Source organism: Paenibacillus antri, from assembly GCF_005765165.1.
In the GTDB taxonomy this organism is placed as follows: Bacteria; Bacillota; Bacilli; order Paenibacillales; family YIM-B00363; genus Paenibacillus_AE; species Paenibacillus_AE antri.
The window spans coordinates 1-22,577 of the sequence record NZ_VCIW01000034.1 but is presented as its reverse complement, the minus strand read 5'-3'; the positions used below and the strand labels follow the sequence as shown (position 1 = coordinate 22,577).

The 22,577-nt window shown below is 58.0% G+C and carries 22 protein-coding genes, 1 rRNA gene and 1 other annotated feature; of the genes, 22 read left to right on the top strand and 1 reads right to left on the bottom strand.

Features of this window, described 5'->3' with window-relative positions:
• The first annotated feature begins 134 nt into the window (after positions 1-134).
• The 14 genes from epsC (at position 135) to FE782_RS30205 (ending at position 9,444) form a co-directional block, all read left to right on the top strand.
• Entirely contained in the window at positions 135-866 is a 732-nt protein-coding gene (gene epsC / locus FE782_RS30270; RefSeq protein ID WP_138198090.1) for a serine O-acetyltransferase EpsC, read from the top strand.
• Positions 867-921: 55 nt separating this feature from the next.
• A complete protein-coding gene (cysS, locus tag FE782_RS30265; protein WP_138198089.1) occupies positions 922-2,340 on the top strand; it encodes a cysteine--tRNA ligase in 1,419 nt (472 codons plus the stop codon).
• A gap of 11 nt (positions 2,341-2,351) precedes the next feature.
• Positions 2,352-2,825: a Mini-ribonuclease 3 gene (locus FE782_RS30260; RefSeq protein WP_138198088.1), complete on the top strand. Its 474-nt coding sequence runs from the start codon at positions 2,352-2,354 to the stop codon at positions 2,823-2,825.
• Positions 2,818-3,585 carry a 23S rRNA (guanosine(2251)-2'-O)-methyltransferase RlmB gene (rlmB, locus tag FE782_RS30255; protein WP_138198087.1) on the top strand — a complete coding sequence of 256 codons (768 nt, stop codon included), beginning with the start codon at positions 2,818-2,820 and terminating at the stop codon, positions 3,583-3,585. The genes FE782_RS30260 and rlmB overlap by 8 nt, the downstream gene beginning before the upstream one ends.
• On the top strand, positions 3,578-4,090 hold the full coding sequence (locus tag FE782_RS30250; protein WP_138198086.1) for an NYN domain-containing protein: 513 nt from the start codon (positions 3,578-3,580) through the stop codon (positions 4,088-4,090). The genes rlmB and FE782_RS30250 overlap by 8 nt, the downstream gene beginning before the upstream one ends.
• Positions 4,091-4,205: 115 nt before the next feature.
• Positions 4,206-4,856: an RNA polymerase sporulation sigma factor SigH gene (gene sigH / locus FE782_RS30245; RefSeq protein ID WP_138198085.1), complete on the top strand. Its 651-nt coding sequence runs from the start codon at positions 4,206-4,208 to the stop codon at positions 4,854-4,856.
• Between the two features lie 271 nt (positions 4,857-5,127).
• Positions 5,128-5,277 (top strand): 50S ribosomal protein L33, encoded by a 150-nt coding sequence (gene rpmG / locus FE782_RS30240; protein WP_138198084.1) that lies wholly within the window; start codon positions 5,128-5,130, stop codon positions 5,275-5,277.
• Positions 5,278-5,296: 19 nt separating this feature from the next.
• Positions 5,297-5,503: a preprotein translocase subunit SecE gene (secE, locus tag FE782_RS30235; protein WP_238392721.1), complete on the top strand. Its 207-nt coding sequence runs from the start codon at positions 5,297-5,299 to the stop codon at positions 5,501-5,503.
• Between the two features lie 51 nt (positions 5,504-5,554).
• The gene (gene nusG, locus FE782_RS30230; protein WP_138198107.1) at positions 5,555-6,091 is read left to right on the top strand and encodes a transcription termination/antitermination protein NusG; all 537 of its coding nucleotides are present in this window, start codon (positions 5,555-5,557) and stop codon (positions 6,089-6,091) included.
• A 130-nt stretch (positions 6,092-6,221) separates the two neighbouring features.
• Complete coding sequence (gene rplK, locus FE782_RS30225; protein ID WP_138198083.1) at positions 6,222-6,647, top strand: 50S ribosomal protein L11; 426 nt, start codon at positions 6,222-6,224, stop codon at positions 6,645-6,647.
• 57 nt (positions 6,648-6,704) lie between these two features.
• Positions 6,705-7,391 carry a 50S ribosomal protein L1 gene (gene rplA / locus FE782_RS30220; protein WP_138198082.1) on the top strand — a complete coding sequence of 229 codons (687 nt, stop codon included), beginning with the start codon at positions 6,705-6,707 and terminating at the stop codon, positions 7,389-7,391.
• Positions 7,392-7,434: 43 nt separating this feature from the next.
• Positions 7,435-7,603: a sequence feature (ribosomal protein L10 leader region), on the top strand.
• Positions 7,604-7,635: 32 nt separating this feature from the next.
• Positions 7,636-8,133, top strand: coding sequence for a 50S ribosomal protein L10 (gene rplJ, locus FE782_RS30215; protein ID WP_138198081.1), 498 nt, complete (start codon positions 7,636-7,638; stop codon positions 8,131-8,133).
• 30 nt (positions 8,134-8,163) lie between these two features.
• Positions 8,164-8,529: a 50S ribosomal protein L7/L12 gene (gene rplL / locus FE782_RS30210; RefSeq protein ID WP_138198080.1), complete on the top strand. Its 366-nt coding sequence runs from the start codon at positions 8,164-8,166 to the stop codon at positions 8,527-8,529.
• 309 nt (positions 8,530-8,838) lie between these two features.
• On the top strand, positions 8,839-9,444 hold the full coding sequence (locus FE782_RS30205) for a class I SAM-dependent methyltransferase (RefSeq protein ID WP_138198079.1): 606 nt from the start codon (positions 8,839-8,841) through the stop codon (positions 9,442-9,444).
• A 75-nt stretch (positions 9,445-9,519) separates the two neighbouring features.
• On the opposite strand, the gene FE782_RS30200 is transcribed toward FE782_RS30205, so the two are convergent.
• Complete coding sequence (locus FE782_RS30200; RefSeq protein WP_138198078.1) at positions 9,520-9,795, bottom strand: hypothetical protein; 276 nt, start codon at positions 9,793-9,795, stop codon at positions 9,520-9,522.
• 139 nt (positions 9,796-9,934) lie between these two features.
• On the opposite strand from FE782_RS30200, the gene rpoB reads away from it, so the two are divergent.
• The 8 genes from rpoB to FE782_RS30160 form a co-directional block, all read left to right on the top strand.
• A complete protein-coding gene (gene rpoB, locus FE782_RS30195) occupies positions 9,935-13,489 on the top strand; it encodes a DNA-directed RNA polymerase subunit beta (RefSeq protein WP_138198077.1) in 3,555 nt (1,184 codons plus the stop codon).
• Positions 13,490-13,597: 108 nt separating this feature from the next.
• Positions 13,598-17,218, top strand: coding sequence for a DNA-directed RNA polymerase subunit beta' (gene rpoC / locus FE782_RS30190; RefSeq protein WP_138198076.1), 3,621 nt, complete (start codon positions 13,598-13,600; stop codon positions 17,216-17,218).
• 166 nt (positions 17,219-17,384) lie between these two features.
• Positions 17,385-17,636 carry a ribosomal L7Ae/L30e/S12e/Gadd45 family protein gene (locus tag FE782_RS30185; protein ID WP_138198075.1) on the top strand — a complete coding sequence of 84 codons (252 nt, stop codon included), beginning with the start codon at positions 17,385-17,387 and terminating at the stop codon, positions 17,634-17,636.
• 119 nt (positions 17,637-17,755) lie between these two features.
• A complete protein-coding gene (rpsL, locus tag FE782_RS30180; RefSeq protein WP_138198074.1) occupies positions 17,756-18,175 on the top strand; it encodes a 30S ribosomal protein S12 in 420 nt (139 codons plus the stop codon).
• Positions 18,176-18,240: 65 nt separating this feature from the next.
• Positions 18,241-18,711 (top strand): 30S ribosomal protein S7, encoded by a 471-nt coding sequence (gene rpsG, locus FE782_RS30175; protein WP_138198073.1) that lies wholly within the window; start codon positions 18,241-18,243, stop codon positions 18,709-18,711.
• Between the two features lie 38 nt (positions 18,712-18,749).
• Positions 18,750-20,822 (top strand): elongation factor G, encoded by a 2,073-nt coding sequence (fusA, locus tag FE782_RS30170; protein WP_138198072.1) that lies wholly within the window; start codon positions 18,750-18,752, stop codon positions 20,820-20,822.
• A 36-nt stretch (positions 20,823-20,858) separates the two neighbouring features.
• Positions 20,859-22,049: an elongation factor Tu gene (gene tuf, locus FE782_RS30165; protein ID WP_138198071.1), complete on the top strand. Its 1,191-nt coding sequence runs from the start codon at positions 20,859-20,861 to the stop codon at positions 22,047-22,049.
• A 444-nt stretch (positions 22,050-22,493) separates the two neighbouring features.
• A 16S ribosomal RNA gene (locus FE782_RS30160) occupies positions 22,494-22,577 on the top strand; the annotation flags it as partial.

Here is a 22,577-nt window from a genome sequence, read left to right as displayed (position 1 = left end):
TTTACGTAAGGCGCGGCGGCGGCCCGAAGCAGAGTGGAACCGCGTTGCGACTTAGACGCCTCTGCAGCCGAACGACGGCTGCGGGGGCTTTTTTATTTGAACGATCATCGACACAGGGAGGGGGATGGACGCACATGGGAACACGCAGAAGCTGGCTCGCGGCGATGCGCTCGGACATCGACGCCGTCTTCGATAACGACCCGGCCGCCCGGAGCGTGCTCGAGGTCGTCTTGACCTACTCCGGGGTGCACGCCATCTGGGCGCATCGCGTCGCGCACGCGTTGTACCGCCGCCGGTGGTACGGACTCGCGCGGATGATCTCGCAGGCGAGCCGCTTCATGACCGGCATCGAAATCCACCCCGGCGCCCGGATCGGCGAGCGGCTGTTCATCGACCACGGCATGGGGGTCGTCATCGGCGAGACGTGCGAGATCGGCGACGACGTGGTGCTGTACCAAGGCGTTACGCTCGGCGGCACCGGCAAGGAGAAGGGCAAGCGCCACCCGACGATCGGCAGCAACGTCGTCGTCGCCTCCGGCGCGAAGGTGCTCGGATCGTTCACCGTCGGCGAAAATTCGCGCATCGGCGCGAACGCCGTCGTGCTGCACGAGGTGCCGCCCGACAGCACCGTCGTCGGCATCCCCGGACGCGTCGTCCGGCGCAACGGCCAGAAGGTCGCGAACAAGCTGGACCACGGCAACATTCCGGACCCGATCCTAGAGCTGCACCGGCAGCTGTCCGCCGAGGTGGCGGAGTTGAGGGACGAAGTCGGACGGCTGCGAGAGGAGCTGGCTCGGGAGCGGGGCGACCGCCGCGAAGGCGGCGGCGCGTCGAAGCCGGAGCAGCCGGAGCCCGAACACGCTTGAAGCATTCGAATTGGAAGCGAGTACGAAGCGAGATAACGAAGGAGCAATGAGAATCATGACGAAATCGACGATCGAGCCGAAGATTTATATCTACGATACGATGGCGCGCAGGAAAGAGCTTTTCGAACCGCTCGTCCCCGGACGCGTGACGATGTACGTATGCGGGCCGACGGTATACGATTTGATCCATATCGGGAACGCGCGGCCGTTGATCTTTTTCGATGTGGTCCGCCGGTATTTACAGCAATTCTATGAAGTTACGTACGCGGTCAACTTCACGGACGTCGACGATAAGCTCATCCGCCGCGCCGAAGAGACGGGCCGCGCCGTGCCGGAGCTCGCCGAGCAAAATATCGCCGACTTCCTGACGGACGCAGGGTCGCTGAAGGTTCCGCCGGCGACGATCCATCCGCGGGTGACGGAGAACATGCCGGAGATCATCGACTTCATCGCCGATCTCGTCGGGCGCGGCTTCGCCTACGAGAACGGAGGAGACGTCTACTTCCGCACGTCGAGCTTCCCGGGCTACGGCAAGCTGTCGCACCAAAATCTCGAAGAGCTGCAGTTCGGCACCCGCATCGCGGTCGACGAGCGCAAGGAATCCCCGCTCGACTTCGTGCTGTGGAAAGCGGCGAAGCCGGGCGAGATCAGCTGGGCGTCCCCATGGGGCGAAGGCCGTCCGGGCTGGCATATCGAGTGCTCGGCGATGGCGCGCAAGTATCTCGGCGACACGATCGACATTCACGGCGGCGGCATGGACCTGACGTTCCCGCATCACGAATGCGAGATCGCGCAATCCGAGGCGGCGACGGGCAAGCCGTTCGCCCGATACTGGATGCATAACGCGTTCCTGAACCTGAACAACGAGAAGATGTCGAAGTCGCTCGGCAACGTCGTCAACGCGCGCGAGCTGGCGGCCCGGCATAAGCCGGAGACGATTCGCTTCTTGATGCTGTCCACGCACTACCGCAACCCGCTCAACTTTACGGACGAGGGGCTGGAGCAGGCGAAGGGCGGCCTCGAGCGCATCGAGAACTGCCGGACGAACCTGAAGCATCTGTTGAAAACGGCGGAAGGCGACGCGGCCGACGCCGAGTCGGCGCAGCGGCTCGCGGCCATCCGCGAGACGTTCCACGCGAAGATGAGCGACGACTTCAATACGCCGGACGCGATCACGGCCGTCTTCGAGCTGGTCGCGGAGGCGAACGCGGCGATGGCGGCGGGGACGCCGAGCGCGTCGACGCTTCGCGGCATCGAGGAGCTCTTTCAAGAAATGGACGCGATTCTGGGCATACTGACGGAAGCGGCCGAAGAGGAGCTGCTCGACGACGAGATCGAGCGTCTCATCGTCGAGCGCACGGAAGCGCGCAAGGCGCGCAACTTCGCGCGCGCGGACGAAATTCGCGACATGCTGTCGGGGCTCGGCATCGTGCTCGAGGATACGCCGCAAGGCATTCGATGGAAGCGAAAGTAGGGTAGGCGCCCATGGCGATCGTCGATTTGAAGGGTTTTCAATTTTTCGCGCCGGCGGAAGCTCCGAACCACGTGAGCCCGCTGGCGCTCGCATACTTAGGGGACGCCGTATACGACATGTACGTACGGCAGTACGTGCTCTCGCGTCCGAGCCGGCGGCCGAATCAGCTGCATCGGGAGACGGCGGGCTTCGTCTCGGCGAAGGCGCAGGCGAAGGCGGTGCGCCTCATCGAGCCGGAGCTGTCCGAGGAGGAGCGGGACATGCTCCGTCGCGGGCGGAACGCGAAGTCGCACGCCGCCCCGAAAAATACGGACGTGCTCGACTACCGGCACAGCACGGGATTCGAGTGTTTGATCGGGTACTTATATTTATGTCGGCGCTACGATCGGTTGGAGCGGCTGATGCGGGTTTCCGTCGGGCTGGAATCGCCGGTCGCGCCGCCTGCAGAGGCCGAGAACGAAGAGAAGGGGTTAACGCATGAGTGAAGAAGTGGTAGCCGGGCGCCATCCGGTGCTGGAAGCGGTCCGGTCCGGGCGGACGATCCATAAGATCATATACAGCGCGGATTCGCAGGGGATCGGTCCGGTGCTCGCGGAGGCGCGGGCCGCCGGCATCGTGACGCAGCAGGTCGATAAGCGCAAGCTCGATCAGGCGGCCGTCGGCGTCCGCCATCAAGGTATCGTGGCCATGGTCGCGGAGCGCGCGTACGCGGAGCTGGACGACTTGTTCGCGGCCGCCGAGGCGTCCGGGGAGCCGCCGCTGTTCGTGCTGCTCGACGAGATCGAGGATCCGCACAATCTCGGATCGATTCTGCGGACGGTCGACTGCGCAGGAGCGCACGGCGTCATCGTGCCGAAGCGACGTTCTGCGGGGCTGACGGCGACCGTCGCCAAGACGTCGGCCGGCGCGATCGAGCACGTGCCGGTCGTGCGGGTGACGAACCTCGCGCAGACGATCGACGAGCTGAAGGAACGCGGCGTCTGGATCGCCGGCGCGGACGGCTCGGCTCCGCAGGACGTGTATGCGGCCGACATGAAAATTCCGCTCGGCATCGTCATCGGTAACGAGGGCCACGGCCTCGGCCGCCTGGTGCGGGAGCGCTGCGATTTTCTCGTGAAGGTGCCGATGTTCGGACGGATCAACTCGCTTAACGCATCGGTAGCCGCTTCGCTCTTATTGTACGAAGCGGTGCGTCAACGCCGGGCCGCGGCTCCTGCGGCGGCGGGACGCGGGAAGAATGGATGACGTCCTCATCGTCGACGGATATAACGTCATCGGTGCGTGGCCGCATCTGCGCGATTTGCGCGAGCGCAACCTGGACGAGGCCCGGGATCTCCTGATCGAGGCGATCGCCGACTATCAAGGATATTCCGGGATGAAATGCATCATCGTATTCGACGCCTATAATGTTCCCGGCTTGGGACGCCAATACAACCTGCGGAAGGTAGAGGTGTATTATACCAAGGAGAAGGAAACCGCCGACGAATGCATCGAACGGCTCGTGAAGCAGCTGGCGCGCCGGCGGCGGCAAATTTATGTGGCGACGTCCGACTTTACGGAGCAGAACGTCGCCTTCGGGAGCGGCGCGCTGCGGCTGTCGGCGCGCGAGCTGCTCGTGAAGGTGCGCCAAAGTCAGCGGGAGGTCGCCGAACGCGTGCAGGAGAAGCCTCTGTCGCAGCGCAACACGTTCGACAAACATCTGAGCGGCGACCTACGGGAGCTGTTTGAAAAATGGCGGAAAGGCCAGTAAAATAAAGGGTTCTCGGGATTTGGAAGGTTGACGGTTCTTTAAAGCATCAGTTATACTTGTCTTATCTTTTGAGCGGTATCGTCAAGGCTGCTCCAAGCAGGCCGGAGGGATAGAAGTGAGCGTCGACTTCAGAGCGTCAATCAAGTCCGAGTACGAACTTATACCCGACGAAGATGTGGTCGAAGCGGTCCGAGCCGGCAGCAGCGAGGCGTTGGAGCACTTAATCAACAAGTATCGCAACTTCGTTCGCGCCAAGGCGCGATCTTACTTTTTGATCGGGGCCGACCGGGAAGACATCGTCCAGGAAGGCATGATCGGGTTGTACAAGTCCATTCGCGATTTCCGCGGGGACAAGCTGGCGTCGTTCAAGGCGTTCGCCGAGCTGTGCATCACCCGTCAGATCATTACCGCGATTAAGACCGCTACGCGCCAGAAGCATATTCCGTTGAATTCATACGTTTCTTTGGACAAGCCTATTTACGACGAGGATTCGGATCGGACGCTGCTCGACGTCATCTGCGGCTCGAAGATGTCGGACCCGGAAGAGCTCATCATCAATCAGGAAGAGTTCAGCGGGCTGGAAGACAAGATGGGCGAAATATTAAGCGATCTGGAGCGCCGGGTGTTGATGCTATATCTCGACGGGCGGTCGTATCAAGAGATCGCGGTCGACTTGGATCGGCACGTGAAATCGATCGATAACGCGCTGCAGCGAGTGAAGCGCAAGCTCGAGCGTTATTTGGAAGTGCGCAATATCAGCTACTGAAAGCGGACCCATGGGCGGGAATCGTCCGGGTCCTTTTTTTTCTTCGGTTTAGCCCGAGTAATTATTGCCAATACTGAACACTATTCGCGGATCGCGGGCGAAGCCCGGAAAGACTTGCATGTCAACACTTTTCTTGACACGGCATACCCCCTGTGATAAAGTAGTTCAGGTAGCCCAAAAATATGCTGCTTTTTTTTGTTTGGACCTTTTCGCAAGAAGGGTTCGAAAATATCACGCTTCTGTTTAGAAGGCTAGTCCAGGAGGTGTCCACATGCGGGTAATCGTTACATTGGCTTGCACAAGCTGCAAACAGCGGAATTACACGACGAGTAAGAACAAGCGCTCTCATCCGGACCGCATCGAGTTGAAGAAATTCTGCCCGTACTGCAATTCCCATACGGCCCATCGCGAAACGCGGTAATTTCTGGAGGTGTGCTGTTGTGCTAGCTCGTTTGAAGCAAAGCTTCGGATCGACGTTCTCGTTCTTCGGTGAGGCTTGGGCCGAGCTGAAGAAAGTGAAATGGCCGAGCCGGAAGGAATTGATCAGCTACACGCTCGTCGTCCTGTTCTGCTGCATCTTCGTGACGGTCTATTTCTACGTTTTGGACTTCGGGATTTCCAACGTAATCCGCGCGATTTTGGAATAACAAATCGATTCCGGTGGTGACCCGAAGATGATGGAGAAAGCCGCTCCGAATATGGAGAAGAGATGGTACGTCGTTCACACGTACTCCGGGTATGAGAACAAGGTGAAAGCCAACCTGGAGAAGCGCGTCGAATCGATGGAGATGCAGGACAAAATTTTCCGCGTGCTCGTTCCGACGGAAGAAGAAGTGGTTACGAAGGACGGCAAACGGAAGACGGTGACGCGCAAAGTATACCCGGGATACGTCATGGTGGAGATGATCCAGACGGACGATTCTTGGTACGTTGTGCGAAACACTCCTGGAGTGACGGGGTTCGTCGGCTCTACCGGTTCCGGCTCGAAGCCGATACCGTTAATGCCTGAAGAGGCGGAAGCGATATTAAAGCATATGGGCATGGAAGAGGCGCCGCGCGAGACGCACGATTTCGAATTGAAAGAGTCGGTTCGCGTGAAAGTGGGTCCGTTCGCGAACTTTGTCGGTTCGATCGAAGAGATTCTTACGGACAAAGGCAAGCTGAAGGTCCACGTCAACATGTTCGGTAGAGAAACGCCGCTTGAGCTCGACTACACTCAGGTGGAGAAGATTTAATAGACGACACTCCTGGCGGCGTTGACGTCGCTTGTGGGAGAGTTTCGCGGCCCGTTTCGCCGCGCCCGTCGAGACGGCGAATCGCCCGTCGACGGTGCGAGGATCACTCTGGCGAGGAGGTGTAACAACAATGGCAAAAAAGGTCATCAAGATGGTCAAACTGCAGGTTCCTGCAGGGAAAGCGAATCCGGCTCCGCCGATCGGTCCGGCCCTCGGTCAAGCAGGCGTTAACATCATGGCGTTCTGTAAGGAGTTCAACGCTCGTACGGCCGATCAAGCGGGCTTGATCATTCCGGTCGTCATCACCGTATTCGAAGATCGTTCTTTCACCTTCGAAACCAAGACGCCGCCGGCAGCGGTATTGCTCCGCGTCGCCGCTGGCATCGAGAAGGGTTCGGGCGAACCGAACAAGAAGAAGGTCGCTACGGTCAAACGCGCGAAGGTGCGCGAAATCGCCGAGCAGAAGATGCCTGACCTGAACGCAGCGTCCGTGGAAGCGGCGATGCTGATGGTGGAAGGTACGGCTCGCAGCATGGGAATCGTAGTCGAAGACTAATCGATTCCGCCAAACAGTGGGAGGACATTCCGCTAATACCACTAAGGAGGAAAACCAATGCCAGGCAAGAAATATCAAGAAGCCGCGAAGTTGATCGACAAGGAGACGGTGTACGAACCGGCTCAAGCGATCGAACTCGTGAAGCAAACCGCGAAAGCGAAATTCGACGAAACCGTCGAAGTCGCCGTTCGTCTCGGCGTAGACCCGAGAAAGCAAGACCAAGCCGTTCGCGGCGTCGTCGTGCTCCCGCACGGCACAGGCAAGACGAAGCGCGTCCTCGTATTCGCCAAGGGCGACAAGGCGAGAGAAGCGGAAGCGGCTGGCGCCGATTTCGTCGGCGATCAAGACATGATCAACCGAATCCAGCAAGGCTGGTTCGACTTCGACGTCTGCGTAGCTACGCCGGACATGATGAGCGAAGTCGGTAAGCTCGGCCGGATCCTCGGCGGTAAAGGTCTTATGCCGAACCCGAAAGCGGGCACCGTTACGTTCGACGTAACGAAAGCCGTGCAAGAAATCAAAGCAGGTAAAATCGAGTATCGCCTCGACAAAGCCGGACAAATTCACGCGCCGATCGGCAAAGCATCGTTCGATGCCGACAAGCTCGTCGAAAACCTCCGTTCGCTTGTAGACGCGTTGAACCGTGCGAAGCCTGCATCCGCTAAAGGCGTATATTTGAAGAGCATCGCCGTTTCGTCCACGATGGGCCCGAGCGCTCGCGTGAACGCGGCAGCGTACCGCTAATCGAATCGTCGCGCAAGCGGAACGGGAATCTTCCCGGTCATTCTAAACTTGAATAAACCAACCGTAGACAGCAGGCGCCGCTTCGGCGGCTTAATTCCCTGCCGAGGTGTTATGATACGACTTCCCGGGTCGAGTTGCGTCCGCAAGGACGCCCGGCCGGCGACGTCCTCATGCAGCCTTCGTGTCTACGGAGGCTGTTCTCGTTTACACCCTGCTTACCCATTCTTACAGGAGGTGTCACCCAATGCCTAACGCAAAGGTTTTAGCGGAAAAGCAACAACTCGTCAGCGAGGTGGCGGATAAGCTCCGCAACAGCGCGTGCACGGTCGTTGCCGATTACCGTGGCCTCTCGGTCGCGCAATCGACGGAACTGCGCAAGCAGCTTCGCGAAGCGGGCGTCGAGCTCCACGTAATCAAGAACACGCTCACTCGCCGCGCGACGGCCGCAACGGAACTGACGGAGCTCGACGAGCACCTGACGGGTCCGTCGGCGATCGCGTTCAGCTCGGACATCATCGCTCCGGCGAAAATCTTGAGCAACTTCGCGAAGAAGAACGATGCGCTCAAGGTCAAAGGCGGCGTCGTCGAAGGTCGCGTCGTAGACGCGGCTCAAATCAAGGCGCTTGCGGACCTTCCGTCCCGCGAAGGACTGTTGTCCATGCTCCTCAGCGTACTCCAGGCTCCGATGCGCAACTTCGCGCTTGCGGTTAAAGCTGTCGGAGAACAGAAAGAACAAGCATAAAACTTACAAATTAATTGGAGGGTTATCCAAATGAGCAAAGAGCAAATCATTGAAGCCATTAAGGGTATGACCGTTCTTGAATTGAACGATCTCGTGAAAGCTATCGAAGAAGAGTTCGGCGTAACTGCAGCAGCTCCTATGGTAATGGCTGGCGGCGGCGCAGCTGCGGAAGCAGTCGCAGAGCAAACCGAATTCGACGTTATCTTGACGAGCGCCGGCGCTTCCAAGATCAACGTTATCAAAGTCGTTCGCGAAATCACGGGCCTCGGCTTGAAAGAAGCGAAAGAAGTGGTCGACAACGCACCGAAGCCGATCAAAGAAAAGATCTCCCGCGAAGACGCGGACAAGATCAAAGCGCAGCTTGAAGAAGCAGGCGCAGTAGTAGAAGTGAAGTAATCGAAGAGCCTATCGGCTTGAAAGCCCCTTGCGAGTGCGGTTCGCGCTCGCAGGGGGTTTTGCTTCACGCGGAGCGATTCCGATCGGACTCCTTTCGGGGGACGATGGGGTTTAACTTAGGCGCGAAGCCGATGGACTCGGCCCATGCCGGAGCGGCGACTTTGTGGAGTTGCGTTGTTTCATGTGAGAAAGTTTAATCAGACAACGCAACTACACGGAGCAAGCGGAGGGTATGGGACGAGGCCGTCGGCCCGGCGCCGCAAAGCATTCATTTTCCAAACTCGCACCAGAGAAAGGAGCCCGCCCAGGATGAGCGAGCATTATTATACGAAGACGCCGATTACAGCATCGCAACGCCAGACGGTCGAAGCGACGCTGCGCGGCAAACCGTACCGGTTCGTTACCGAAGCGGGCGTCTTCTCGAAGCGCGAAGTCGACTTCGGCAGCCGGGTATTGATCGAAGCGATGAGCATACCGAAAGACGCGGACGTGCTGGACGTCGGCTGCGGGTACGGGCCGATCGGGCTCGTCGCGGCGACGCTCGCGAGCGAAGGAACGGTCACGATGCTGGACGTCAACGAGAGAGCGGTCGAAATCGCGAAGGAGAACGCGGAGCGGTTGGGGATTCGCAACGTGCGCATTCTGCAAAGCGATCGGTACGAGGCGTTGGACCCGGGCGCGACGTTCGACGCGATTCTCACGAATCCGCCGATCCGGGCGGGGAAGTCTATCGTTCATAGCATCTTCGACGGGGCGTTCGAGAGATTGAAGCCGGGCGGATCGTTATGGGTCGTCATACAGAAGAAGCAAGGAGCGCCGTCGGCGTTCGCGAAGCTGGAAGAACGATTTGGCGATGTACGTGAAGCGACGAAAGAGAAGGGGTATCGGATCTTTCAAGCCATAAAGCATAATTGACGTTTTGTCAACGCCTTTTTGTTGACTTCATATGTGCGGTATGGTAGCATTAGTAATTGTCAGCATTAAAATGCCTCACCTGTCTTTAGTTCGGTAAAATGTCAAGAAATTTTTTAACGCCGTGAAAGAAGCCAAAAAATCCTCGAAATTTTCCGTCTTGACGTATATTGCCAAAGATTTCCGACTACGATAAATGATATGGAATTTTTCAGCTACCGCCAGGAAGAACGACTGCGCCGGAATATCGCGGCGGGGTGCGCTTCTGCGCGGCGGGGCTCTTTTTTTCTCTTTTCCCATTCCGTTACCCAATAAGAGACGCTTCCGAGGAACGACGGTCTCGCGGTCCATCATAGGACGGCGCCCGTGATCCGGGTCGATTCGACGCTCTGTCCGCACAGGATATGCGCTCCGATTCGAAAGCATGGCGCCTCTTGTTTCAATTTTGCTTGTTTTCGCGCTGTTCGTTACTCTATTCGGCAGTCCAGTAGACATGAGGGGTGAACGTAAGTTGGCAGGACATGTGGTGCAACTCGGTCGTCGTGAACGTAGAAGCTACGCTCGCATCAAAGAAGTATTGGGAATCCCGAACCTCATCGAGATCCAACAGAAGTCGTATGAGAGTTTCTTGGAGACGGGCCTGAGGGAATTGCTTCAGGATATTTCGCCGATCCAAGACTTTACAGGCAATCTGGCGTTGGAATTCATCGATTACAGCCTCGGCGAGCCGAAGTATTCGGTCGACGAGTCGAAGGAGCGCGACGTCACGTACGCGGCGCCGCTTCGCGTGAAGGTTCGCCTCATCAATAAGGAAACGGGCGAAGTGAAGGAACAAGAAGTGTTCATGGGCGACTTCCCGCTTATGACGGAGACCGGCACGTTCATTATCAACGGCGCGGAGCGGGTTATCGTCAGCCAGCTCGTGCGCAGCCCGAGCGTTTACTTCAGTAAGAAGTTGGACAAGAACGGCAAGAAGAGCTACACGGCGACCGTGATTCCGAACCGCGGCGCATGGCTCGAGCTCGAGACGGACATGAAGGACATCGTGTACGTCCGAATCGACCGCACGCGGAAAATTCCGGTGACGGTGCTTTTGCGCGCTCTCGGCTTCGGCACGGACGCGGAAATCATCGATTTGCTCGGCGATAACGAATATATTCGCAACACGCTCGAGAAAGACAACACCGATTCGACCGAGAAGGCGCTTATCGAAATTTACGAGCGTCTTCGTCCGGGCGAGCCGCCGACGCTCGAGAACGCGCGGAACTTGCTCATCGCGCGATTCTTCGATCCGAAGCGGTACGACTTGGCGAACGTCGGACGTTATAAAATCAATAAGAAGCTTCACATCAAGAACCGTCTGTTCAACCAGCGCCTCGCCGAGACGTTGATCGACTTCGAGACGGGCGAGATCATCGCGGAAGCGGGCCAAATGCTCGACCGCCGTCTGCTCGACGAAGTGCTTCCGCATATCGAGAAGGGGATCGGGAACGTGGAGTATCGCGTCGCTTCGGGTCTTACCGAAGACGATTCGATTCCGCTGCAGACGATCTCGATCTTCTCGCCGGCCGAAGACGCCAAAGTCGTGAAGGTCATCGGCAACGCGCAGGTCGACAAGAACGTGAAGAACATTACGCCGGCGGACATTATCGCGTCGATCAATTACTTCATGAACTTGCTCTACGGCGTGGGCAGCACGGACGACATCGACCACTTGGGCAACCGTCGTCTGCGTTCCGTAGGCGAGCTGCTGCAGAACCAGTTCCGCATCGGCTTATCCCGGATGGAGCGCGTCGTGCGGGAGAGGATGTCGATTCAAGACGCGAACGTTATTACGCCGCAGGCGCTGATCAACATTCGACCGGTCATCGCTTCGATCAAGGAGTTCTTCGGCAGCTCCCAGCTGTCGCAGTTCATGGACCAGACGAACCCGCTCGCGGAGCTTACGCACAAGCGTCGTCTGTCCGCTCTCGGTCCCGGCGGTTTGACGCGGGAACGCGCGGGCTTCGAGGTTCGCGACGTTCACCACTCGCACTACGGCCGGATGTGCCCGATCGAGACGCCGGAAGGTCCGAACATCGGTCTCATCAACTCGTTGTCGACGTTCGCCCGCATTAACGAATACGGCTTTATCGAGACGCCGTACCGTTGGGTCGATCCGAAGACCGGGATCGTCACCGATCAAATTCAATATATGACGGCGGACGAAGAGGATAACTACGTTATCGCTCAGGCGAACGCCGAATTGGCCGAAGACGGCACGTTCAAGAACGATTCGCTCATCGTCCGTTACAAAGACGAGAACTTGATCTTGCCGCGCGATCGCGTCGACTACATGGACGTCTCGCCGAAGCAGGTCGTCTCCGTCGCGACGGCGCTCATTCCGTTCCTCGAGAACGACGACTCGAACCGCGCGCTGATGGGTTCGAACATGCAGCGCCAAGCGGTGCCGCTGCTCATCCCGAAAGCGCCGCTCGTCGGCACGGGCATGGAGCACAAGTCCGCCAAGGATTCCGGCGTATGTATCGTCTCGAAGGTGAACGGCTTCGTCGAACGCGCGTCCGCGAACGAGATTTGGGTTCGCCGCCAGGAGACGGTGGACGGCAAGCTCGTGAACGGCGATCTCGTGAAGCATAAGCTGCACAAGTTCATTCGTTCCAACCAAGGGACTTGCATCAACCAACGTCCGATCGTCCGCAAGGGCGACATCGTCAGAGTCGGCGACATCTTGGCGGACGGCCCGTCCACCGAGATGGGCGAATTGGCGCTCGGCCGCAACGTGGTCGTCGCGTTCATGACGTGGGAAGGCTATAACTACGAGGATGCGATTCTTCTGAGCGAGAAGCTCGTCAAAGAAGACGTCTACACCTCGATTCATATCGAAGAGTACGAGTCCGAAGCGCGGGATACGAAGCTCGGACCGGAAGAAATCACGCGCGACATTCCGAACGTCGGCGAAGACGCGCTGAAGAACCTCGACGAGCGCGGCATCATCCGCGTCGGCGCGGAGATCGGCGCGGGGGACATCCTCGTCGGCAAGGTGACGCCGAAGGGCGTGACGGAGCTGACCGCGGAAGAGCGTCTCCTCCACGCGATCTTCGGCGAGAAGGCGCGGGAAGTGCGCGATACGTCGCTTCGCGTGCCGCACGGTACCGACGGCATCGTCGTAGACGTGAAGGTGTTCACGCGGGAGAACGGCGACGAGCTGCCTCCTGGCGTCAACCAACTCGTTCGCGTCTACATCGCCCAGAAGCGGAAAATTTCCGAAGGCGATAAGATGGCCGGACGACACGGGAACAAAGGGGTTATCGCACGGATTTTGCCGGAAGAGGATATGCCGTTCCTGCCGGACGGCACGCCGGTCGAAGTCGTGCTCAATCCGCTGGGCGTTCCGTCCCGGATGAACATCGGTCAGGTGCTCGAGGTTCACCTCGGCATGGCGTCGAAGGCGCTCGGCATTCACGTCGCCACGCCGGTATTCGACGGCGCGCGCGAATACGACGTCTTCGACACGATGGAAGAAGCGGGCATGCAGCGCAACGGCAAGACGAAGCTGTACGACGGCCGGACGGGCGACATGTTCGAACGCGAAGTAACGGTCGGCGTCATGTACATGATCAAGCTGGCGCACATGGTCGATGACAAAATCCATGCGCGTTCCACGGGGCCGTACTCGCTCGTTACGCAGCAGCCGCTCGGCGGTAAGGCGCAGTTCGGCGGCCAGCGCTTCGGCGAGATGGAAGTATGGGCGCTGGAAGCTTACGGCGCCGCCTACACGCTGCAGGAAATTCTGACCGTGAAGTCCGACGACGTCGTCGGTCGCGTGAAGACGTACGAGTCGATCGTCAAGGGCGAGAACGTGCCGGAGCCGGGCGTACCGGAGTCGTTCAAAGTGTTGATCAAGGAGCTCCAGAGCTTGGGCATGGACGTGAAGATCTTGTCGGAGAACGAGGAAGAAATCGAAATGAGAGAGTTCGACGACGACGAGGACGTGTCCAACGACAAGCTGAACCTGAATCTTGAAGGATCCGAAGTCGGCATCGAGTAATTTTCCGATCGACCGCCGTCTAGGATTTGGTTTCGTCGCCGGCGGGCCGCCGCGTCTTGCGGCTTACCGGCGCCATAGATCGAACAAAATAGCAGGGAGGGTTGCTCCTTGATGGATGTCAACAACTTTGAATTTATGAAGATCGGGCTCGCCTCCCCGGATAAAATCCGTTCGTGGTCCCGCGGCGAGGTAAAGAAGCCCGAGACGATCAACTATCGGACGTTGAAGCCGGAGAAGGAAGGCTTGTTCTGCGAGAAGATCTTCGGACCGCAGAAGGACTGGGAATGCCATTGCGGCAAGTACAAGCGCGTCCGCTATAAGGGCGTCGTCTGCGATCGCTGCGGCGTCGAAGTGACGCGCCAGAAGGTGCGCCGCGAGCGGATGGGCCATATCGAGCTCGCCGCGCCGGTTTCGCACATCTGGTACTTCAAAGGCATCCCGAGCCGGATGGGTCTCGCGCTCGACATGTCTCCTCGCTCCTTGGAGGAAATCATCTATTTCGCATCCTATGTCGTTACGGATCCCGGCGATACGCCGCTCGAGAAGAAGCAACTGCTCTCCGAGAAGGAATATCGCAGCTACCGGGAGAAGTACGGCTACGCGTTCCAAGCCGGCATGGGCGCCGAAGCGGTGAAGAAGCTCCTGCAGGACATCGACCTTCCGAAGGAAGTCGACGCCCTGAAGGAAGAGCTGAAGACCGCCCAAGGCCAACGCCGCAACCGCGCCATTAAGCGGTTGGAAGTGTTGGAAGCGTTCCGGAACTCGGGCAACGAGCCGGATTGGATGATCATGGACGTCCTGCCGGTCATTCCGCCGGAGCTTCGTCCGATGGTACAGCTCGACGGCGGCCGCTTCGCGACGTCCGACCTTAACGACTTGTACCGCCGCGTCATTAACCGGAACAACCGTCTGAAGCGTCTGCTCGATCTGGGCGCGCCGGACATTATCGTACAGAACGAGAAACGCATGCTCCAAGAAGCCGTGGACGCGCTCATCGACAACGGCCGCCGCGGCCGTCCGGTCACCGGACCGGGCAACCGTCCGCTGAAGTCGCTGAGCCACATGCTGAAGGGCAAGCAAGGCCGCTTCCGCCAAAACTTGCTCGGCAAGCGCGTCGACTACTCCGGCCGTTCCGTTATCGTCGTCGGTCCGTCGCTGAAGATGTATCAGTGCGGTCTGCCGAAGGAGATGGCGCTCGAGCTGTTCAAGCCTTTCGTCATGAAGGAGCTCGTGAACAAAGGTCTCGCGCACAACATCAAGAGCGCGAAGCGTAAAGTCGAGCGCGTCTCCCCGGAAGTGTGGGACGTACTCGAAGAAGTCATCAAGGAGCATCCGGTGCTGCTGAACCGCGCGCCGACGCTTCACCGTCTCGGCATCCAGGCGTTCGAGCCGATTCTCGTGGAAGGCCGCGCGATCAAGCTGCATCCGCTCGTTTGTACCGCGTACAACGCCGACTTCGACGGCGACCAGATGGCCGTGCACGTGCCGCTGTCCGCGGAAGCGCAGGCGGAAGCGCGCATCCTGATGCTCGCATCCGGCAACATCCTGAACCCGAAGGACGGCAAGCCGGTCGTCACGCCTTCGCAGGACATGGTCCTGGGAAGCTATTACTTGACGCTCGATAACGTTGAATCCAAGGGTACGGGCATGATCTTCCGGAACATGAACGAGGTCATCTCCGCTTACCAGCGCGGCGCGGTTTCGCTCCATGCGCGGGTAGCGATCCCGGTTTCTGCTCTCAACAAGACGTCGTTCACGGAAGAACAACAGAAGGCGTTGCTCGTGACGAACGTCGGCAAGATCATCTTCAACGAGATCTTCCCGGCGGACTTCCCGTACATCAACGAACCGACGAAGTCGAACCTGCTGAACGGCGTGACGGATCATTACTTTATTTTCGAAAAGGGCGCCAACGTCCGCGAACGCATCATGTCCGCGAACTTCAAGGGAGCCGTCGGCAAGGACTATCTGGGCGCGATCATTGCGGAGTGCTTCCGCAAGTATCATACGACGCAGACGTCCGTCATTCTCGACAATATCAAGCAGCTGGGCTTCACGTATTCCACGCGCGCAGGCATCACGATCGCGGTGGCCGACGTGAACGTGCCGCCGGAGAAGGTGCGTATCCTCGCCGAATCCGAAGAGAAGGTACGCGTCGTTACGAACCAATATCGACGCGGTCTGATCACGGACGAAGAGCGGTACGACCGCGTCATCTCGATCTGGTCGAAGGCGAAGGACGAATTGACCGACATCCTCATGAAGTCGCTCGATAAGTTCAATTCGATCAGTATGATGGTCGACTCCAAAGCGCGGGGCAACAAGTCTCAGATTACGCAGCTCGGCGGCATGCGCGGCCTGATGGCGAACCCGTCCGGCCGGATCATCGAGTTGCCGATCAAGTCGAACTTCCGCGAAGGCTTGACCGTCCTCGAGTACTTCATCTCGACGCACGGCGCGCGGAAGGGTCTGGCGGATACGGCGCTTCGGACGGCCGACTCCGGTTACCTGACGCGTCGTCTCGTCGACGTCGCGCAGGACGTTATCGTCCGCGAGGACGATTGCGGCACGGATAAGGGCTTCATCGTCGGCAAGATCCAAGACGGCAAAGAAGTCATCGAGGACCTGTACGACCGGATCGAAGGCCGTTACGCTTTCGAAACGGTGCGTCATCCGCAAACGGGCGAAGTGATCGTCGTCCGCAATCAGTTGATCCGCGATGCGGAAGCGAACGCGATCATTGACGCGGGCGTCGAGAAGCTTCAGATTCGTTCGGTGTTGTCGTGCCGCACGCGTCACGGCGTATGTAAGAAGTGCTACGGCCGTAACCTCGCTACCGGCGCGTTCGTCGAAATCGGCGAAGCGGTCGGCATCATCGCCGCGCAGTCGATCGGCGAGCCGGGCACGCAGCTCACGATGCGTACGTTCCACACCGGCGGCGTCGCTGGCGACGATATCACGCAAGGTTTGCCGCGGATTCAGGAGCTCTTCGAAGCTCGGAACCCGAAGGGCCAAGCGATCATCTCCGAAATCGACGGCGTCGTGAAGGAAATTCGCGAAGCGAAGGACCGCCGGGAGATCGAAGTGACCGGGGAAGCGGAATCGAAGACGTATTCCGTTACGTACGGCTCTCGGATTCGCGTCACGATCGGCCAGACGATCGAGGCGGGCGACGAGCTCACGGACGGTTCGATCGACCCGAAAGAGATGCTCCGCATCAAGGGCATCCGCGGGGTGCAGAACTACATCCTGCAGGAAGTGCAGCGCGTATACCGGAACCAGGGCGTAGAAATCAACGACAAGCACGTCGAGGTAATGATCCGTCAGATGCTGCGGAAAATCCGCATCGTCGACGCGGGCGACACGACGCTCTTGCCGGGCTCGTTCGTCGACATCCACGAATACGAAGAAGCGAACCGCGTCGCCCTTATGGACGACAGAGAGCCGGCCGTCGCGCGTCCCGTCTTGCTCGGGATCACGAAGGCGTCGCTCGAGACGGACTCGTTCCTCTCCGCGGCTTCGTTCCAGGAGACGACGCGCGTATTGACGGACGCCGCGATCAAGGGCAAGGTAGACCAATTGCTCGGCCTCAAGGAGAACGTCATTATCGGCAAGCTCATTCCGGCCGGTACGGGGATGTCTCGTTACCGCGGCATCAAGGTCGTAGACCCGAATGCGGCGCCGGAAGAAGACGTCGATACGGCTGCGGAGCCCGTTGCCGTAGAATAAGGGCAAGGTTTTCGGCAGGTCGAATTCGTTCGGCCTGCCGGCCTTATGGCTGCCAATATTCGTTACGCTTTTCGTCTTGACATGGGCTAGACCCGGTGATAATATGTTACAGTGTGCCAAAAAGGTACGGTCTCATGCGAGATGTTCTTTGGAGGATATTTCAACAATGTCTTATGATGAAGAACTGCGCGGTAGACAACTGCGCATCGGCACCAAGCAAACGACGAAAGCGGTGGAGATCGGTACAGCCGCCAAGGTGTTTGTTGCAAGGGACGCAGATCCGAAGCTGACGAGCAAAATTGTGACTCTAGCGAAGAAGATGAGCGTTGAAGTGACGTACGTCGATTCCATGAAACAACTCGGTAAAGCTTGCGGAATCGAGGTCGGCGCCGCAATGGCCGCTATAGTGAATGAATGAAACCATGTTTTTGTCCGCGGATTTCCGAGACAAGAACATTCTCTTTTGTTCACATATGACTCACCTGGATCTGTGGACTTAACATTTGTTTTACAAACGTATTGAAGGAGGTGCAACATATGCCAACTATTAACCAGCTCGTACGCAAAGGTCGTAAAGCGAAAGTCGTAAAGTCGAAGTCGCCGGCCCTCCAAAAAGGGTACAACGCGCTGCGTCGCGAAGAGACGGACCTCAGCGCTCCTCAAAAGCGCGGCGTCTGCACTCGTGTCGGCACGATGACGCCGAAGAAGCCGAACTCGGCGCTTCGGAAATACGCTCGTGTACGCTTGACGAACAAGGTCGAGGTTACTGCCTACATCGGCGGGATCGGCCACAACCTTCAGGAGCACAGCGTCGTACTCGTACGCGGCGGTCGTGTTAAGGACCTTCCGGGTGTCCGTTACCACATCGTTCGCGGCGCGCTCGATACTGCAGGGGTTAACAACCGGATGCAAGCTCGTTCCAAGTACGGCACGAAGCGTCCGAAAGCGAAGAAGTAATCTACAAAAATTTGCAAGACAAGAATAGCGACTAGGAATGAATTGGTTGCGAAAGGGGGATAACTATGCCACGTAAAGGTCCAGTTCCGAAGCGCGACGTGCTTCCGGATCCGATTTATAACAGCAAGTTGGTAACTCGTCTCATTAACCGAATCATGATCGACGGTAAGCGCGGGGTCGCCCAGACGATCCTGTACGACGCGTTCGAATTGATTCGTCAACGTACGGGCAACGAGCCTATGGAAGTATTCGAGGCGGCGATCAAGAACATCATGCCGGTACTCGAAGTCAAAGCTCGTCGCGTCGGCGGTGCAAACTACCAAGTTCCGATCGAAGTGAAGCCGGAGCGCCGCACTTCGTTAGGTCTTCGTTGGTTGGTCAACTACTCGCGCAATCGCGGCGAGAAGACGATGACGGAGCGCCTTGCCGCTGAAATCATCGACGCCAGCAACAACACGGGCGCATCGGTCAAGAAGCGCGAAGATACGCACAAGATGGCCGAAGCGAACAAAGCGTTTGCCCACTACCGTTGGTAGGATTTATTCAAAACTAGGATAGAAGGGAGAGCTAACGAATGCCAAGAGCGTTCTCTTTGCAGAACACGCGCAACATCGGCATCATGGCCCACATCGACGCGGGCAAGACGACGACGACCGAGCGCATTTTGTTCTTTACCGGACGCGTTCATAAGATCGGCGAAGTGCATGAAGGCGCCGCGACGATGGACTGGATGGAACAAGAACAAGAGCGCGGCATCACGATCACGTCGGCTGCTACGACGGCGCAATGGAAAGGCCATCGCGTCAACATCATCGACACGCCTGGACACGTAGACTTCACGGTCGAAGTCGAACGTTCCCTGCGCGTACTCGACGGCGCGGTCGCGGTGTTCTCCGCTAAGGAAGGCGTAGAGCCGCAATCCGAAACCGTATGGCGTCAAGCGGAGCGCTACGGCGTACCGCGGATCGCATACGTCAACAAGATGGACATCATCGGCGCCGACTTCTTGAACGTTATCCAAACGATGAAAGATCGACTCGGCGCGAACGCGGTCGCGATTCAGCTGCCGATGGGCGCCGAAGCGGACTACGTCGGATATATCGACCTTGTCGGCAACGTCGCTTACCGTTTCACGGACGACATGGGCAGCCTCGAACAACTGGCGGACATTCCGGCAGAGTACAAGGATCAAGCCGAAGAGCTTCGTACGCATTTGATCGAGAAGGTCGCCGAGCTCGACGAAGACTTGACGATGAAGTACCTCGAAGGCGAAGAAATTACCGTCGACGAGCTTAAGGTTGCTCTGCGCAAAGGTACCGTGGCAGTTAAAATCTACCCGGTCATCGCGGGCTCTTCCTACAAGAACAAAGGCGTTCAGCCGATGCTCGACGCGGTTATCGATTACCTTCCTGCTCCTACGGACGTTCCGGATATCCGCGGCGTTCTGGAAGACGGTACGGAAGTCGTTCGGAAGTCTTCGGACTCCGAGCCGTTCTCGGCGCTCGCTTTCAAGATCATGACGGACCCGTATGTCGGTCGTCTGACGTTCTTCCGCGTATATTCCGGCGTGTTGAACTCCGGTTCGTACGTATTGAACGCGACGAAGGGCAAGCGGGAACGGATCGGCCGGATCCTGCAGATGCACGCGAACTCTCGCGAAGAGATTCAAGAAGTGTACGCGGGCGACATCGCCGCAGCGGTTGGCCTGAAGGACACGATTACGGGAGACACGCTCACTGACGAGAAGAACCCGGTTATCCTCGAGTCCATGAACTTCCCTGAGCCCGTTATCTCGATCGCCGTCGAGCCGAAGTCCAAAGCGGACCAAGACAAGATGGGCGTCGCGCTCACGAAGCTCGCGGAAGAAGATCCGACGTTCCGGTATTACACGGACGAAGAGACGGGCCAGACGATCATCCAGGGGATGGGCGAGCTCCACCTCGAGATCATCGTCGACCGGATGAAGCGCGAATTCAAAGTGGAAACGAACGTAGGCGCGCCGCAAGTCGCGTACCGCGAGACGTTCCGCGTCCCGGCGAAAGTCGAAGGCAAGTTCGTGCGTCAGTCCGGCGGTCGCGGTCAGTACGGCCATTGCTGGATCGAGTTCGAACCGCTTGAGGCGGGCACGGGCTTCATCTTCGAAAACAAGGTCGTCGGCGGCGTCGTTCCGCGCGAATACATCCCAGCCGTACAAAACGGTATCGAAGAGTCGATGAAGAACGGCGTTCTCGCCGGCTACCCGCTCGTCGATATCAAAGCGACGATCGTCGACGGTTCCTACCACGACGTCGACTCCAACGAAATGGCGTTCAAGATCGCCGGTTCGATGGCGCTTAAAGCGGCGAAGGACAAGTGTAAGCCGGTTCTGCTCGAGCCGATCATGAAAGTAGAAGTTACGGTTCCGGAAGAGTACATGGGCGACGTTATGGGCGACTTGAACTCTCGCCGCGGTCGGATCGAAGGTATGGATAGCCGCGCAGGCGCGCAGATTATCCGTGCGAAAGTTCCGCTCTCCGAGATGTTCGGTTACTCGACTACGCTTCGTTCCCGTACGCAAGGTCGCGGCGTGTTCGCGATGGAACTTGCTCACTATGAAGAAGTGCCTAAATCTATCGCTGATGCGATCATCGCGAAGAAGGGCGCCTAATTATAATTCTTTTTCTCTAAGGAGGAAGACTTTCCAATGGCAAAGGCAAAATTTGAACGCACGAAGCCGCACGTAAACATCGGTACGATCGGACACGTCGACCATGGCAAAACGACGCTGACGGCAGCAATCACGACGGTATTGTCGAAGAAATACGGCGGTGCAGCCGTAGCGTTCGACCAAATCGACAAAGCTCCGGAAGAGCGCGAGCGCGGTATCACGATCTCCACGGCACACGTTGAGTACGAGACGCCGAACCGTCACTACGCACACGTCGACTGCCCTGGACACGCCGACTACGTTAAGAACATGATCACGGGTGCTGCTCAGATGGACGGCGCGATCCTCGTCGTATCCGCAGCTGACGGCCCGATGCCGCAAACGCGCGAGCACATCCTGCTCTCCCGCCAAGTAGGCGTTCCTTACATCGTCGTATTCATGAACAAGTGCGACATGGTTGAAGACGAAGAGTTGCTCGAGTTGGTCGAGATGGAAATCCGCGACCTTCTCAACGAGTACGAGTTCCCGGGCGACGACACTCCGATCATCCGCGGTTCCGCTCGCGAAGCGCTCCAAAACCCGGAAGGCGACTGGGCGCAAAAGATCGTCGAGCTCTTCGAGCAAATCGACACGTACATCCCGACTCCTGAGCGCGATGTAGACAAGCCGTTCTTGATGCCGGTCGAGGACGTATTCACGATCACGGGTCGCGGTACGGTTGCAACGGGCCGCGTCGAGCGTGGCGTCGTTAAAGTCGGCGACGAAGTCGAAATCATCGGTCTTGCCGAAGAAACTCGCAAGACGGTCGTTACGGGCGTCGAGATGTTCCGTAAGTTGCTCGATTCCGCACAAGCGGGCGACAACATCGGCGCATTGCTCCGCGGCGTTGATCGTAAAGACATCGAGCGTGGTCAAGTATTGGCGAAGACGGGTTCGGTTAAGCCGCACACGAACTTCTCCGCTTCGATCTACGTCTTGACGAAAGAAGAAGGCGGCCGTCATAAGCCTTTCTTCACGGGCTACCGTCCGCAGTTCTACTTCCGTACGACGGACGTTACGGGCATCATCAACCTGCCGGAAGGCACGGAGATGGTTATGCCGGGCGACAACGTTACGGTTACGGTTGAGCTCATCGCTCCGATCGCTATCGAAGAAGGCACGCGCTTCGCAATCCGCGAAGGCGGCCGTACGGTTGGCGCAGGCGCTGTAGCAACGATCTCCAAGTAATTCAATAAGAAGCTGTCCGGGTTTCCCGGGCGGCTTCTTTTTTTCTGTTGAACGATGAATGCTAAGTGAGGCGATTTGTCTGAGCCGCGAAGGCGGATCGCCGTCGGAACGGATTCCATATCGGTACTTCCACCGTGCGCTCCATGGAGATTCTTGTATGGGGCTTTTGTTCATTTGGAAAAAGATACCGGGTTGCAATCATTCGGATGCCGTGGTATATTATATTTCCGCCGCTGAGAAAGACAGGCGGTCGGGCAAGATAGCAACGGTTTGAAATAAATAACAGTTGCAACGGAACGGAATTCATGATAATCTATAATTCCTGTCGAATTAACGGCGGGGTTGAGTAAGACAAGCTTGCTCCTTGAAAACTGAACATGAGCGCATATGCTTTTTTAAAGAAGTAAAGCTAGCTTGTAATGAGCGCAGCATATTGAACTACCCTTTTTGGAGAGTTTGATCCTGGCTCAGGACGAACGCTGGCGGCGTGCCTAATACATGCAAGTCGAGCGGATCTTGTCCTTCGGG